We start from the raw sequence: 13,400 nt of genomic DNA, 5'->3' as shown, positions 1-13,400 counted from the left end.
CGTGTGTGCTGCGGTAACCAAATGTTCGGCCCGCCCCAGACAAGCGGGTTTTCACCGTTTGAGGCGAATAGCAACTAATCTCAAAAGGCATGTTATATTGTTTCAATTCTAGGAATTGGAACAACATAACATGTCGTCTCGAACAAAGGCCTCCCTGCTCGGCCTGAGCCTCGGTTTGCTGGTTGATCCGGCCTTCGCCGAAGAACCGCAACCCCTCGAACTCGACGCCATCAGCGTCATCTCCGATTACGAATCGCCGACCGGCCCGGTCAAGGGTTATCGCGCCACGCGTTCGTCCAGCGCGACCAAAACCGACACCGCGATTCGTGATATCCCGCAGGCAATCAGCGTGGTACCCGCCAGCGTGCTCAAGGATCTGGGCAGCAGCAGTGTTGAGCGCGCATTGGATTTTGCTGGCGGCGTGTCGAAGCAGAACAACTTCGGTGGGCTGACGCTTTACGAGTACAGCGTGCGCGGCTTCACCACCTCGGAGTTCTACAAGGACGGTTTCAGCGCCAATCGCGGTTACCCGAGCACGCCGGATGCGGCCAACATCGAGCGCATTGAGGTGCTCAAAGGCCCGGCGGCCAGCCTGTACGGTCGAGGCGATCCGGGCGGCACGGTGAACATCGTCACCAAAAAACCGCAGCCCGAAGCCTTTACCACGCTGCAAACCAGCGCCGGCAGTTGGGATCGCTATCGCACTGCGCTGGACGTCAACACGCCGCTGGATGATCAGGGCGATGTGCTCTCGCGGATCAATCTCGCGGTCGAAGACAACAACAGTTTTCGCGATCACGTCGACAGCAAGCGCGTGTTCGTCGCGCCTTCGATCAGTTGGCAATTGAACCCGGACACGTCGCTGTTGGTGGAAAGCGAAATCGTCCGCCACAGCTCCACGTTCGATCGCGGCATCGTTGCGCCGAACAACAGATGGAGCGGCGTGTCGCGCTCGACCTTCCTCGGTGAGCCCAACGACGGCAACATCGACAACCACAACAACCTGCTGCAAGCGACCCTCGAACATCACCTCAACGACAGCTGGAAGTTGCGCCTGGCCAGTCATTACAAGGACGGCAAACTCTGGGGCTTCGCTTCCGAAGCGCGCCCGCTGAACGCCGACGGCCACACCGTCAACCGCCGCTATCGCGAGCGCGACACCAACTGGCACGACAGCATCACCCAACTTGAGCTGCGCGGCCTGTTCGACCTCGGCCCTTGGCAGCACGAACTGCTGATCGGCAGCGAGTACGAGAACTTCCGCAAGAACGAGCGCGTCACCACGATTGCTGGCGGCCCCTACGCGATCGACATCTACAACCCGATCTACGGCCAGCCGAAACCCAACGGTGCACGTTCGGGCACGGATACGTTCGAACACGTCGAAAGCCATGCGCTGAACCTGCAGGATCAAATCATCTTCACCGACAAACTGCGCGGGATGATCGGTGCGCGTTTCGAACATTTCGATCAACACATCGACGATCACAGCCGCAACTCCACGAGCAACCAACGGCATGACGCCCTCACCCAACGCGCTGGTCTGCTCTATCAACTGACGCCGCAAACCGGTCTGTTCGCCAACGCCTCGACCTCGTTCAAACCGAACAATGGCCTCGACGCGTCCGGCAAATCCTTCGACCCGGAAGAAGGCGTCGGCTACGAAGTCGGCATCAAGAACGAGCTGTTCGACGAGCGCCTGAGCAGCACCCTCGCCTTCTTCCACATCGACAAGGAAAACGTCCTCGCCCTCGACCCGGGCACCGACACCAGCCGCGCGATGGGCAAGGCGCGCAGTCGCGGCTTCGATTGGCAAGTCACCGGGCAAGTCACCGATGCTGTGCGGGTGATCGGTGCCTTCGCTTATATCGACGCCGAAGTCACCCAGGGTGACGCGGTGATTCCCACCGGCAGCCGCATCCTCGGCGTGGCCAAACGCAGCGGCAGTCTGCTCGGGGTGTATGAGTTTCAGGATGGCCGTTTGCGCGGCTCGGACGTCGGCGCGGCGTTCACTTATGTCGGCGACCGCTCCGGTGAATCCGGCAGCGATTTTGAATTGCCGGCCTATCACACCTTCGACCTGCTGGCCCACTACAAGGCCAGCGACAACGTCACCGTCGGCCTGAACCTGAACAACCTCTTCGACGAAAAATACTACGAGCGCTCGTACAGCAATTACTGGGTCAACCCCGGCGAGCCGCGCAATTTCACCGTCAGCCTGACACTCAATCTGTAAAAGGACGTCACCATGCAATACGGCAAAACCCTCGTGCTCATCGCCGCCCTGTTCGCCGGCCAAGTCTCGGCTCATGGCCTGTGGACCGAACAACGGCGCGGCAATATCGAAGTGATCTACGGCCATGGCGCCGAAGACAACGCGTTCAAGGCGCAGAAAATCAGCGGCGCCTGGGCTTATGACGCGGGCGGCAAGATGATTCCGGTCAGCGTTGAGCGACTCGCCGATCACGCACGTTTGAAACCGCTGAAGTCGCCTGCGGTGATGGCCGTGGCGCTGAATAACGGCATGTGGTCGCAGACGGCTGACAAGAAGTGGGTCAATGAAGGGCGCAGCAAAGTACCGGGCGCTGTCGAGGCGACGGAGACGTTTAAATACAGTCTGGCGATTTATCAGCCGGGGGCGAAGTTGCCGAAGCTGGATCAGATCAAGCTGCTGATTGTGCCGGAGGTTGATCCACTGACGGTGGGGCCGGGGAAATCATTGCCGGTGCGGGTATTGCTCGATGGCAAACCGGCGGCGGGGGTGAAGTTGATTGGCGACTATCGCAATGCGCCGAACACGTTGAGCGCCGAGACGGATAAGGATGGCCGTGCGCAGGTATTGGTGAGAAATGAAGGGCTGAATGTGATTGCGGCGCAGGTTGAGGTGCCGGTGAAGGACAGTGCTGATGTGAATAGTCGTGGGTTGTTTAGTTCGCTGACATTCCTTGGCGAGCCGCATCACGAATAAGAGCAGACCCTCACCCCAGCCCTCTCCCGGAGGGAGAGGGAGCCGACCGAGGTGTCGTGTGAGGTACATCGACCTGAAAGACCGAGTCGATTATGGATTCTTTAAAGCAAGATCAGGTCGGTGCAATTTAACAGCAACCCCCAATCAGTCCCTCTCCCGGAGGGAGAGGGAGCCGACCGAGGTGTCTTGCGGTGTACATCGACCTGAAAGACCGAGTCGATTATGGATTCGGTAAAGCAGCATCAGGTCGGTGCAATTCAACAGCATCCCCCAATCAGTCCCCTCTCCCGGAGGGAGAGGGAGCCGACCGAGGTGTCGTGTGAGGTACATCGACCTGAAAGACCGAGTCGATTATGGATTCGGTAAAGCAGCATCAGGTCGGTGCAATTCAACAGCATCCCCCAATCAGTCCCCTCTCCCTTTGGGAGAGGGTTAGGGTGAGGGGCTCTTGCCTTTAAAGCTCGCCCAGGCCGTCGATCAGCGCCTGATTCTGCTCCGGCGTGCCAATCGAAATCCGCAGGAACTGCGCAATCCGCTCCTGCTTGAAGTGCCGCACAATCACGCCTTGCTCGCGCAATTTAGCCGCCAGCCCCGCCGCATCATGCTGCGGATGCCGCGCAAAGATGAAGTTCGCCGCCGACGGCAACACCTCAAAACCCTTGGCCTGCAACTGAGCGATCACCCACTCGCGGCTCTCGATCACCAACCGGCAGGTCTTGTCGAAATACTCGCGATCTTCGAACGCGGCAGCAGCACCGACAATCGCCAGACGATCCAGCGGATAGGAGTTGAAGCTGTTCTTGATCCGCTCCAGCGCCTCGATCAAGTCCGGATGCCCCACCGCCAGACCCACGCGCAAACCGGCCAGCGAGCGCGATTTGGACAGGGTCTGCGTCACCAGCAGATTCGGATAACGATCGACCAGACTGATCGCCGTCTCGCCGCCGAAGTCGATATACGCCTCATCAACAACCACCACAGAATCCGGGCTGGCCTTGAGGATTTGCTCGACCGCTTCCAGCGCCAGCAGGCAACCGGTCGGGGCGTTCGGGTTAGGGAAAATGATCCCGCCGTTCGGCTTGGCATAGTCAGCCGGGTCGATCTGGAACTGCGCGTCCAGCGGCACCGCATCAAACTTGATGCCGTACAAACCGCAGTAAACCGGATAGAAGCTGTAGCTGATGTCCGGGAACAGCAGCGGCTGATCGTGTTGCAGCAGACCGTGGAAAATGTGCGCGAGCACTTCATCCGAACCGTTGCCGAGGAACACCTGATTGCTCTGAACGCCGTAGTAGTTGGCGACAGCGGTTTTCAGCAGATCGCTGTTCGGATCCGGGTACAGACGCAGGTTGTCATTCAGCTCGACCTGCATCGCCGCCAAGGCTTTTGGCGATGGGCCGTACGGGTTTTCGTTGGTGTTGAGCTTGACCAGTTTGGTCAGCTTCGGTTGTTCGCCCGGCACGTACGGCACCAGACTTTTAACGAACGGGCTCCAGAATTTGCTCATTTTTCAGTTTCCCTTCTGTTCGTCTTTGATACGGTATTCGGCGCTGCGCGCGTGCGCACTCAGCGATTCGCCACGGGCCAGCACGGAGGCAGTTTTACCCAGCTCGGAAGCACCGGCCTCGGAGCAGAAGATGATCGACGAACGCTTCTGGAAGTCATACACACCCAGCGGCGACGAAAACCGCGCGGTGCCGGAGGTCGGCAATACGTGGTTCGGGCCCGCGCAGTAATCGCCCAGCGCTTCGGAGGTGTGACGGCCCATAAAGATCGCGCCGGCGTGGCGGATCTGCGGCAGCCAGGCTTGCGGATCAGCGACCGACAACTCCAAGTGTTCCGGGGCGATGCGGTTGGCGACTTCGATGGCTTGGGCCATGTCCTTCACGTGAATCAACGCACCACGGCCATTGATCGAGGTTTCGATGATGGTCGCGCGATCCATGGTCGGCAGCAGTTTGTCGATGCTGGCGGCGACCTTGTCGAGGAACTCGGCGTCGGGGCTGACCAGAATCGCCTGCGCGTCTTCGTCGTGCTCGGCTTGCGAGAACAGGTCCATGGCGATCCAGTCCGGATCGGTCTGGCCGTCGCACACCACGAGGATTTCCGAAGGGCCGGCAATCATGTCGATACCAACCTGACCGAACACGTGGCGCTTGGCCGTGGCGACATAGATATTGCCCGGGCCAACCACCTTGTCGACTTTCGGCACGCTTTCGGTGCCGTACGCCAACGCGGCAACGGCTTGTGCGCCACCGATGGTGAACACGCGGTCGACGCCGGCGATGCAGGCGGCGGCCAACACCAACTCGTTGATTTCACCACGCGGGGTCGGCACGACCATGACCACTTCGGTTACACCGGCAACCTTGGCTGGAATCGCGTTCATCAATACAGAGGATGGGTACGACGCTTTGCCACCGGGAACGTACAGACCGGCGCGATCCAGCGGCGTGACCTTCTGGCCCAGCACCGTGCCGTCAGCCTCGGTATAGCTCCAGGAATCCTGCTTCTGTTTTTCGTGGTAGCTGCGCACGCGGGCCGCGGCTTTTTCCAGTGCTTCACGTTGCGGCACGGTGATGCGCGTCAGCGCCAGTTCCAGACGCTCGCGCGGCAGGATCAGGTCGGCCATCGACGCGACTTCGAGGCCGTCGAACTTCTGGGTGAACTCGACCAGCGCCGCGTCACCGCGCTCGCGCACAGCCTTGATGATGTCCAGCACGCGCTGATTGACCGAGTCGTCAGACACACTTTCCCAGCTCAGCAGATGATCCAGATGATGCGCGAAATCCGGGTCAGCAGCGTTGAGTCGGCGAATTGCAGTCGTTGCGGTCATAGCGAGAGCCTCATAGGAATGGCAAAAACTCAGGCGCCCGAAGGTGCGCTGACGTTTAATAACGATCGCGTTGGTACTGTGCCCGTACCAGGCAAGGCGCGGGACGAAGGTAAGGGGTTTTTCCTTACCGAGTCCCGCAACGCTGCATGGTGCGGGCACAGTGCCAACCCGTAGGGCCTTGCTTCAAAAGGCTAGCCACTACGCGTTTTTTATACTTCTGAGAAATTGTTCTGCTGCAGTTAGATTGCCTTTTGGAGTAAGGCGCGGTCGTTATTAAACGTCAGCGCACCTTCCCTAGCCAGTCGTTTCCGCTTGGGCACCTGAGATTCTGGCTATGAGGCGGATAGACGGGCGCGACTTAACGTCGCGCAGGTGAATCAGCCGCGGTGTCGAGACTCCACTGCATTGCGCAGGGTGTCGATCAACGCCTGGATTCGGGCGTGTTGCATTTTCATCGAAGCCTTGTTGACCACCAGGCGCGAGCTGATCGTGGCGATCAGTTCCTGAGGTTCCAGACCGTTGGCGCGCAGGGTGTTGCCGGTGTCGACGACGTCGATGATCTTGTCGGCGAGACCGATCAGCGGTGCCAGCTCCATCGAGCCGTAAAGCTTGATGATGTCGACCTGACGGCCCTGCTCGGCGTAGTAACGCTTGGCGACGTTGACGAACTTGGTCGCCACGCGCAGACGGCCCTTGGGCTCTGGCGCACCGATCTTGCCGGCGGTCATCAGTTTGCACTGCGCGATTTGCAGATCCAGTGGCTCGTACAGGCCCTGGCCGGTGTATTCCATCAACACGTCTTTACCGGCGACGCCGAGGTCGGCCGCGCCATGCTCGACATAGGTCGGCACGTCAGTGGCGCGCACGATCAGCAGACGAACGTCTGGCTGAGTCGTAGGAATAATCAGCTTGCGGCTCTTGTCCGGATTCTCGGTCGGCACGATGCCCGCTTCGGCGAGAAGCGGCAGGGTGTCGTCAAGGATGCGGCCCTTGGACAGTGCGATGGTCAACATGGGAAACGTCAGTCCTTATCAAGGTACTCATGCCCGGTCGCAATCGGCGCCGGACACACATCGAGCCGGAAACCGGCTCGACTCAAAACGAATTCAACGGACACGTCCCTGTGTCCACGTGCAGCAATCAGCCCGGAACGCGACGGATCTTGGCGCCCAGCATCTGCAGTTTTTCTTCGATGCACTCGTAACCACGGTCTATGTGGTAGATGCGGTCGATCAGGGTGTCGCCTTCAGCAACCAGAGCCGAGATCACCAGACTGGCCGAAGCACGCAGGTCAGTGGCCATGACTGGCGCGCCCTTGAGGACTTCAGTACCGGTAACGATGGCAGTGTTGCCTTCGACCTGGATCTTGGCGCCCATGCGGTGCAGTTCGTATACGTGCATGAAACGGTTTTCGAAGATCGTCTCGATCACCGCACCAGTGCCTTCGGCAATGGCGTTGAGCGAGATGAACTGTGCCTGCATGTCAGTCGGGAAAGCCGGGTACGGCGCGGTGCGCACGTTCACGGCTTTCGGACGCTTGCCGTGCATGTTCAGCTCGATCCAGTCTTCACCGCAGGTGATTTCTGCGCCGGCTTCACGGAGTTTATCCAGAACGGCTTCGAGGATGGTCGGATCGGTGTCCTTGACCTTGACGCGGCCACCGGTCACGGCAGCAGCGACCAGGTAGGTGCCGGTTTCGATACGGTCAGGCATGACTTTGTAGAAGCACGAACCCAGACGCTCGACGCCATCAATGGTGATGGTGTCGGTGCCGGCGCCGGAAACCTTGGCGCCCATGGCGTTGAGGAAGTTCGCCAGGTCAACCACTTCAGGTTCGCGAGCGGCGTTCTGCAACACGCTGCGGCCCTTGGCCAGAGCAGCGGCCATCATGATGTTCTCGGTACCGGTCACACTGACGGTATCGAAAAAGAAGCTTGCACCGCGCAGGCCACCTTCAGGCGCCTTGGCCTTGATGTAGCCGCCTTCGACGTCGATGACCGCGCCCATGGCTTCAAGACCACGGATGTGCAGGTCGACCGGACGCGAACCGATGGCGCAACCGCCAGGCAATGCGACTTCGGCTTCACCGAAACGGGCAACCATTGGGCCCAGTACCAGGATCGACGCACGCATGGTTTTCACCAGTTCGTACGGGGCGATCAGGGTCTTGATGGTGCGCGGGTCGATTTCGACGCTGAGTTTCTCGTCGATCACCGGCTCAATGCCCATGCGACCGAACAGCTCGATCATGGTGGTGATGTCGTGCAGGTGCGGCAGGTTGCCAACGGTCACCGGGCCATCGCACAGCAGCGTGGCAGCCAGGATCGGCAGGGCAGAGTTCTTTGCCCCGGAAATGCGGATCTCGCCATCAAGACGAGCGCCACCGGTAATAATCAATTTATCCATAAGAATCTCGACGCCCTTAGGCTCAGGTGCGCTCGGCCCAGGCCGCGCTGCTGAAAAATTTCATAGTGACCGCATGGATGCTGCCATCGGTGATCCATGGGTTCAAATGGGCATAGATCTGCTGCTGACGCTTCACCGGGCTCAACGCCGCCAGTTCATCGCTAATCACGTTCAGCTGGAAATTGCAGCCTTCGCCCTCAACTTCTACCAACGTTCCGGGCAGCTTTCCTTCAAGGAAGCTCTTCACTTCTACGGCCTGCATGCTCAACCTCAATCGGCGCCCTGTGCGCACGGGTCGGACATCATACAAAAAAGCCCCGCGCCTGCGAACCCCGCATGGCAGGACTCTGACGGGGGGCTTCTTTATAGATGCGGGTTCAGGGATGCGCCAACAGCTCGGTCAGTTCGCTGACCTGAGCGATTTCGCGCATGTCTTCGGGCATTGCGCGGATGCTCACAGCCTTGCCGGCCGCTTGCGCATCGCGCATGAAGCACAGCAGCAACGACAGGCCGACGCTGCTGGACTTCTTCACTGCCGAACAATCGATGACCAGCGATGACGCCTTGCTGGACTTGATCAACGCCTGCCCTTCCTTTCGCAAGTCAGGGCCGGTGCGGTAATCCAGCACTCCGCTGAGCAATAGCTCGTCGACATCACTCATACGAACTGCTGCCTCATTCATTGCGCTGGGTTCTTTTCGGTGGATTCCTTGGCCTTGGCCACTTCACCCGCCCAACCGTTGATGGTCTTGTCGAGGTCGTTGCCATTGCGCTGCATCGCGTCAGCGAACTGGTCACGGAACAGTTTGCCAATGTTGATGCCGTTGATGATCACGTTGCGCAGTTTCCACTCGCCGTTGATCTTCTCCAATGTGTACTGCACTGGATAGATCGCGCCGCTGCTGCCTTTTACAACCATGCCAACACTGGTGCGATCGCCCGACTCATCCTTGGCAGGATCGACGGTAATGCCCTGGTTGTTGTATTCGAGCAAGGCGTTGCCGTAGAACTGGAACAGACCTTTCTTGAAGTTTTCTTCGAAGGTCTTCATCTGCGCAGGGGTGGCCTTGCGCGAATACTTGACCGTCATGATGCTTTTGGAGATGCCCTCGGCGTCCACTACCGGCCCGACGATGGTGTTGAGCGCGGTGTAGAAATCGCTCGGATCCTGCTTGTACTTTTCTTTGTTGGCAGCCAGGTCGGCCAGCAACCGGGTGGTTGTGTCCTGAACCAGATCATGTGCCGAAGTCGCAGCAGCAACGGCATTACCCATCAACGGCAGGGCCGCGAGTAATACCAACAGACTGCGTCGCAAGATAGAGATCATTCAAAGCTCCTCATTTGGCATCTTTGCTAACGGTATTGAGCAGGAATTTACCGATCAGGTCTTCCAGTACCAGAGACGACTGCGTGTCGTGGATGGTTCCACCATCCGTCAGCGGCTTGTCTTCGCCACCGACGCTGATACCGATGTACTTCTCGCCCAGCAGACCCGCGGTCAGGATAGACGCTGTGGAGTCAGTCGGCAGGTTGTCGACCTTTTTATCCACTTGCAGGGTCACCCGACCGGTGAAGCTGTCGCGATCCAGATCGATCGCCGTGACCTTGCCGATGGTTACACCGGCCATGGTCACTTTGGCTCTGACCGTCAAACCGGCGATATTGTCAAAGTAGGCATAAAGTTTATACGTGTCGGTGGTCGATGTCGGAGACAGACCACTGACGCGCAGTGCAAGCAGCAGCAAAGCCAGGATCCCTGCCAGCAGGAACAGGCCGACACCGATTTCCAGGGTGCGGTTTTGCATCAGAAATCTCCAAACATCAAAGCGGTCAGAATAAAGTCCAGGCCGAGCACTGCCAGCGAGGCAAATACCACGGTCTTGGTGGTGGCACGACTGATCCCCTCGGAAGTGGGCTCGCAGTCATAGCCTTGGAATACGGCGATCCAGGTGACGACAAAGGCAAAAACTACACTCTTGATGACGCCATTGAGCACATCGCTGGTGAAGTTGACGCTGTTTTGCATGTTCGCCCAGTAGGAACCTTCATACACGCCCAACCAGTCGACAGCCACCCACGAACCGCCCCAGATACCCACCACGCTGAAAATCATCGCCAGCACCGGCAGGGAAATGAAGCCGGCCCACAGGCGCGGGGCAATGATGTACTTGAGTGGGTCGACGCCGATCATTTCCAGGCTGGACAGCTGTTCGGTGGACTTCATGTTGCCGATTTCTGCAGTCAGCGCAGAACCGGCACGCCCGGCGAACAGTAGAGCAGTGACGACCGGGCCGAGTTCACGCAGCAACGTCAGCGCAACCATCTGCCCGACCGCCTGCTCCGAACCGTAGCTCGACAGAATGCTGAAGCCCTGCAGCGCCAGCACCATGCCGATGAAAATCCCGGAAACAACAATGATCACCAGCGACATCACGCCGACTGAATGCAGCTGCTTGACCAGCAGGCCGAAGCCACCGCTGATACCGCCACGCCCCAGCAAGGCATGAAACAGGAACAACGTTGCCCGACCGAACACCGCGATGGCGTCGATCGCAGCTGCGCCGAAACGGCGTACGCGTTCTATTAATGAAAGTCTGCGCATCAACGCTTCCCCAGAAGATCTGCGCGGTAATCCGTCGCTGGAAAGTGGTACGCCACCGGGCCATCCGGGTTGCCGGTCATGAATTGACGGATACGCGGCTCGTCCGAGTTCATCAACTCGTCCGGCGTGCCCTGCCCCAACACCTGACCATCACCGACGACATAAATGTAGTCGGCGATGCTCGCGGTCTCGGCCAGATCGTGGGAAACCACGATACTGGTGATCCCCAGCGCATCGTTAAGCAGACGGATCAGGCGCACCAACACGCCCATGGCGATCGGATCCTGACCGACGAACGGTTCGTCATACATGAGAATCTGTGGGTCGAGGGCAATGGCGCGGGCCAATGCAACACGACGCTTCATGCCACCGGACAGCTCATCGGGCATCAGCTCGATGGCGCCGCGTAAACCCACCGCCTGCAATTTGAGCAGGACGATGTCGCGGATCATTTCTTCCGGCAACTCGGTATGAACGCGCAGGGGGAAAGCGACGTTCTCGAAAACATCGAGATCGGTGAACAGGGCGCCGCTCTGAAACAGCACACCCATGTGCTTGCGCGCGTCGAACAGATCGCTGCGCGAAAGCTTCGGCAGGTTCTGACCGTTGACCCAGACCTCACCGCTGGAGGGACGCAATTGTGCGCCCATCAACCGCAGCAGCGTGGTCTTGCCACACCCGGAAGGCCCCATGATGCCGGTGACCTTGCCGCGCGGGATACGGATATCGACGTTATTGAAAATGCTGCGCGCACCGCGCTTGAAGGAGACTCCCTTCAGCTCGACCGCGTAGGCGTTATCGGCACTCATCTAAACTCCTTGCGATGCAGCCTCTCACTCGGACGCCAGGCTTTCCTGGAAAAGCACATACATCCCGGGCAGGCCGAACTGGCGGCGAACTATATCACTGCAAAGGGCGCGCGCCCAAGGCTTGTGCCGGGCCGTGTTCAACGATATGACAGGGTTACAGACGCTTTTTCGGGCTTTTAGTTACGGCGAATGACAAAGCACGACGAACTTGCGTGAGGCTTTGCCACATAACCGCTATAATCGCCGCCTTTTCATCGGGCTATACGATTTCTGACATGAGCCAAACCAGCGACCTGATTCAATCGGCACAACGCACCATCCGCCTCGAAGTGGAAGCCGTTCAAGGCTTGCTGCCCCATATCGACGCCGATTTCGTACGCGCTTGCGAGATGATTCTGGCCAGTAAGGGCCGTGTAGTCGTGGTCGGCATGGGCAAATCCGGGCACATCGGCAACAAGATTGCCGCCACCCTGGCCAGCACCGGCACCCCTGCATTCTTCGTACACCCGGCCGAAGCCAGCCACGGCGACATGGGCATGATCACTCGTGATGACGTGATTCTGGCCCTGTCCAATTCGGGCTCGACCAACGAGATCGTCACCCTGCTGCCGTTGATCAAACGTCTGGGCATCCAGTTGATCAGCGTCACCGGCAATCCACAATCGCCGCTGGCCAAGGCTGCCGAGGTCAATCTCAACGTTCACGTCGAGCACGAAGCCTGCCCGCTCAACCTGGCACCGACCTCGTCGACGACGGCTGCACTGGTCATGGGCGATGCCCTGGCGGTGGCGCTGCTCGAAGCTCGCGGTTTTACCGCTGAAGATTTCGCATTTTCCCATCCCGGTGGCGCATTGGGCCGTCGTCTGCTGCTGAAAGTCGAAAACGTCATGCACGCCGGTCAGGAGCTGCCGCAAGTACAACGCGGCACCCTGCTCAAAGATGCCTTGATGGAAATGACCCGCAAGGGTCTCGGAATGACCGCCATTGTTGAAGCCGACGGTAAACTGGCCGGGATCTTCACCGACGGTGATTTGCGCCGCACGCTGGATCGCAGCATCGATATCCGCAGCGCGACCATCGACCAGGTGATGACCGCTCACGGCAAAACCGCCCGGCCCGACATGCTCGCCGCCGAAGCGCTGAAAATCATGGAAGACCACCGAATCAACGCATTGGTAGTCGTCGATGAGGATGATCGCCCGATCGGCGCCTTCAACCTCTCCGATCTGCTGCGCGCAGGAGTCATGTAATGAGCAACGATCTGCTGCTACGCGGCAAAGCGATCAAACTGGCGGTGTTCGACGTCGATGGCGTCCTCACCGATGGCCGCCTGTACTTCCTTGAAGACGGCAGCGAATTCAAGACTTTCAATACACTCGACGGCCAAGGCATCAAAATGTTGATGAACGCTGGCGTGCAAACCGCCATCATCAGCGGTCGAAAGACACCAGTGGTTGAACGTCGGGCGAAAAATCTGGGCATCCCGCACCTTTTTCAGGGGCGTGAAGACAAATTGGTGGTTCTCGACGGTTTACTTGAACAACTGGGCCTAAGCTATGAACAGGTCGCCTACCTCGGTGACGACCTTCCTGACCTGCCGGTGATCCGCCGCGTAGGCCTGGGCATGGCGGTTGCCAACGCTGCTGATTTCGTCCGCGAACACGCCCATGGCGTGACCCGGGCCCGAGGCGGCGAAGGTGCTGCCCGCGAATTCTGCGAATTGATCCTGCGCGCCCAGGGCCGCCTCGATGCGGCCAACGCCGCGTACCTGTGAGCCAA

14 protein-coding genes are annotated in these 13,400 nt (G+C 59.1%); 4 read left to right on the top strand and 10 right to left on the bottom strand.

Translation table 11 applies throughout. The features are described from left to right. Positions 1 to 130: 130 nt before the first annotated feature. Complete coding sequence (locus AD669_RS04250; RefSeq protein ID WP_053117126.1) at positions 131 to 2,236, top strand: TonB-dependent siderophore receptor; 2,106 nt, start codon at positions 131 to 133, stop codon at positions 2,234 to 2,236. A gap of 12 nt (positions 2,237 to 2,248) precedes the next feature. Continuing rightward, the gene (locus tag AD669_RS04245; protein WP_053117124.1) at positions 2,249 to 2,968 is read left to right on the top strand and encodes a DUF4198 domain-containing protein; all 720 of its coding nucleotides are present in this window, start codon (positions 2,249 to 2,251) and stop codon (positions 2,966 to 2,968) included. Positions 2,969 to 3,422: 454 nt separating this feature from the next. On the opposite strand, the gene hisC is transcribed toward AD669_RS04245, so the two are convergent. The 10 genes from hisC to AD669_RS04195 form a co-directional block, all read right to left on the bottom strand. Further along, on the bottom strand, positions 3,423 to 4,475 hold the full coding sequence (hisC, locus tag AD669_RS04240) for a histidinol-phosphate transaminase (RefSeq protein ID WP_053117122.1): 1,053 nt from the start codon (positions 4,473 to 4,475) through the stop codon (positions 3,423 to 3,425). Positions 4,476 to 4,478: 3 nt separating this feature from the next. Continuing rightward, on the bottom strand, positions 4,479 to 5,804 hold the full coding sequence (hisD, locus tag AD669_RS04235; protein WP_053117120.1) for a histidinol dehydrogenase: 1,326 nt from the start codon (positions 5,802 to 5,804) through the stop codon (positions 4,479 to 4,481). A gap of 377 nt (positions 5,805 to 6,181) precedes the next feature. Next, on the bottom strand, positions 6,182 to 6,817 hold the full coding sequence (gene hisG / locus AD669_RS04230; protein WP_053117119.1) for an ATP phosphoribosyltransferase: 636 nt from the start codon (positions 6,815 to 6,817) through the stop codon (positions 6,182 to 6,184). A 127-nt stretch (positions 6,818 to 6,944) separates the two neighbouring features. Beyond that, positions 6,945 to 8,210, bottom strand: a complete 1,266-nt coding sequence (murA, locus tag AD669_RS04225; protein ID WP_053117117.1) for a UDP-N-acetylglucosamine 1-carboxyvinyltransferase — start codon at positions 8,208 to 8,210, stop codon at positions 6,945 to 6,947. Between the two features lie 22 nt (positions 8,211 to 8,232). Beyond that, a complete protein-coding gene (locus AD669_RS04220) occupies positions 8,233 to 8,472 on the bottom strand; it encodes a BolA family protein (protein WP_007912386.1) in 240 nt (79 codons plus the stop codon). Between the two features lie 115 nt (positions 8,473 to 8,587). After that, a complete protein-coding gene (locus tag AD669_RS04215) occupies positions 8,588 to 8,893 on the bottom strand; it encodes a lipid asymmetry maintenance protein MlaB (protein WP_053117115.1) in 306 nt (101 codons plus the stop codon). Then, positions 8,890 to 9,537, bottom strand: a complete 648-nt coding sequence (locus AD669_RS04210; protein ID WP_053117113.1) for a phospholipid-binding protein MlaC — start codon at positions 9,535 to 9,537, stop codon at positions 8,890 to 8,892. Before AD669_RS04210 ends, AD669_RS04215 begins: the two co-directional genes overlap by 4 nt. A gap of 10 nt (positions 9,538 to 9,547) precedes the next feature. Beyond that, positions 9,548 to 10,015, bottom strand: coding sequence for an outer membrane lipid asymmetry maintenance protein MlaD (gene mlaD, locus AD669_RS04205; protein WP_053117111.1), 468 nt, complete (start codon positions 10,013 to 10,015; stop codon positions 9,548 to 9,550). Next, positions 10,015 to 10,812 (bottom strand): lipid asymmetry maintenance ABC transporter permease subunit MlaE, encoded by a 798-nt coding sequence (gene mlaE / locus AD669_RS04200; protein ID WP_053117109.1) that lies wholly within the window; start codon positions 10,810 to 10,812, stop codon positions 10,015 to 10,017. Before mlaE ends, mlaD begins: the two co-directional genes overlap by 1 nt. Further along, positions 10,812 to 11,621 carry an ATP-binding cassette domain-containing protein gene (locus tag AD669_RS04195; protein WP_053117107.1) on the bottom strand — a complete coding sequence of 270 codons (810 nt, stop codon included), beginning with the start codon at positions 11,619 to 11,621 and terminating at the stop codon, positions 10,812 to 10,814. Before AD669_RS04195 ends, mlaE begins: the two co-directional genes overlap by 1 nt. A 275-nt stretch (positions 11,622 to 11,896) precedes the next feature. Here AD669_RS04195 and AD669_RS04190 point away from each other — a divergent pair, with 275 nt between their 5' ends. Both AD669_RS04190 and AD669_RS04185 read left to right on the top strand, forming a co-directional pair. Then, complete coding sequence (locus AD669_RS04190) at positions 11,897 to 12,871, top strand: KpsF/GutQ family sugar-phosphate isomerase (RefSeq protein ID WP_053117105.1); 975 nt, start codon at positions 11,897 to 11,899, stop codon at positions 12,869 to 12,871. After that, positions 12,871 to 13,395: an HAD family hydrolase gene (locus AD669_RS04185; RefSeq protein ID WP_053117103.1), complete on the top strand. Its 525-nt coding sequence runs from the start codon at positions 12,871 to 12,873 to the stop codon at positions 13,393 to 13,395. Before AD669_RS04190 ends, AD669_RS04185 begins: the two co-directional genes overlap by 1 nt. Positions 13,396 to 13,400: the final 5 nt, after the last annotated feature.

It is taken from the genome of Pseudomonas sp. P1.31, from assembly GCF_001269815.1.
Lineage (GTDB): Bacteria > Pseudomonadota > Gammaproteobacteria > Pseudomonadales > Pseudomonadaceae > Aquipseudomonas > Aquipseudomonas rustica.
Note: the sequence above shows the minus strand (reverse complement) of the source record. Positions and strands in the feature narration are given on the sequence as shown.

Excerpts from the sequence above, each read along its gene's own strand:
- AD669_RS04250 (WP_053117126.1), top strand. The coding sequence starts at position 131 with ATGTCGTCTCGAACAAAGGCCTCCCTGCTCGGCCTGAGCCTCGGTTTG.
- AD669_RS04245 (WP_053117124.1), top strand. The coding sequence starts at position 2,249 with ATGCAATACGGCAAAACCCTCGTGCTCATCGCCGCCCTGTTCGCCGGC.
- hisC (WP_053117122.1), bottom strand. The coding sequence starts at position 4,475 with ATGAGCAAATTCTGGAGCCCGTTCGTTAAAAGTCTGGTGCCGTACGTG.
- hisD (WP_053117120.1), bottom strand. The coding sequence starts at position 5,804 with ATGACCGCAACGACTGCAATTCGCCGACTCAACGCTGCTGACCCGGAT.
- hisG (WP_053117119.1), bottom strand. The coding sequence starts at position 6,817 with ATGTTGACCATCGCACTGTCCAAGGGCCGCATCCTTGACGACACCCTG.
- murA (WP_053117117.1), bottom strand. The coding sequence starts at position 8,210 with ATGGATAAATTGATTATTACCGGTGGCGCTCGTCTTGATGGCGAGATC.
- AD669_RS04220 (WP_007912386.1), bottom strand. The coding sequence starts at position 8,472 with ATGCAGGCCGTAGAAGTGAAGAGCTTCCTTGAAGGAAAGCTGCCCGGA.
- AD669_RS04215 (WP_053117115.1), bottom strand. The coding sequence starts at position 8,893 with ATGAATGAGGCAGCAGTTCGTATGAGTGATGTCGACGAGCTATTGCTC.
- AD669_RS04210 (WP_053117113.1), bottom strand. The coding sequence starts at position 9,537 with ATGATCTCTATCTTGCGACGCAGTCTGTTGGTATTACTCGCGGCCCTG.
- mlaD (WP_053117111.1), bottom strand. The coding sequence starts at position 10,015 with ATGCAAAACCGCACCCTGGAAATCGGTGTCGGCCTGTTCCTGCTGGCA.
- mlaE (WP_053117109.1), bottom strand. The coding sequence starts at position 10,812 with ATGCGCAGACTTTCATTAATAGAACGCGTACGCCGTTTCGGCGCAGCT.
- AD669_RS04195 (WP_053117107.1), bottom strand. The coding sequence starts at position 11,621 with ATGAGTGCCGATAACGCCTACGCGGTCGAGCTGAAGGGAGTCTCCTTC.
- AD669_RS04190 (WP_053117105.1), top strand. The coding sequence starts at position 11,897 with ATGAGCCAAACCAGCGACCTGATTCAATCGGCACAACGCACCATCCGC.
- AD669_RS04185 (WP_053117103.1), top strand. The coding sequence starts at position 12,871 with ATGAGCAACGATCTGCTGCTACGCGGCAAAGCGATCAAACTGGCGGTG.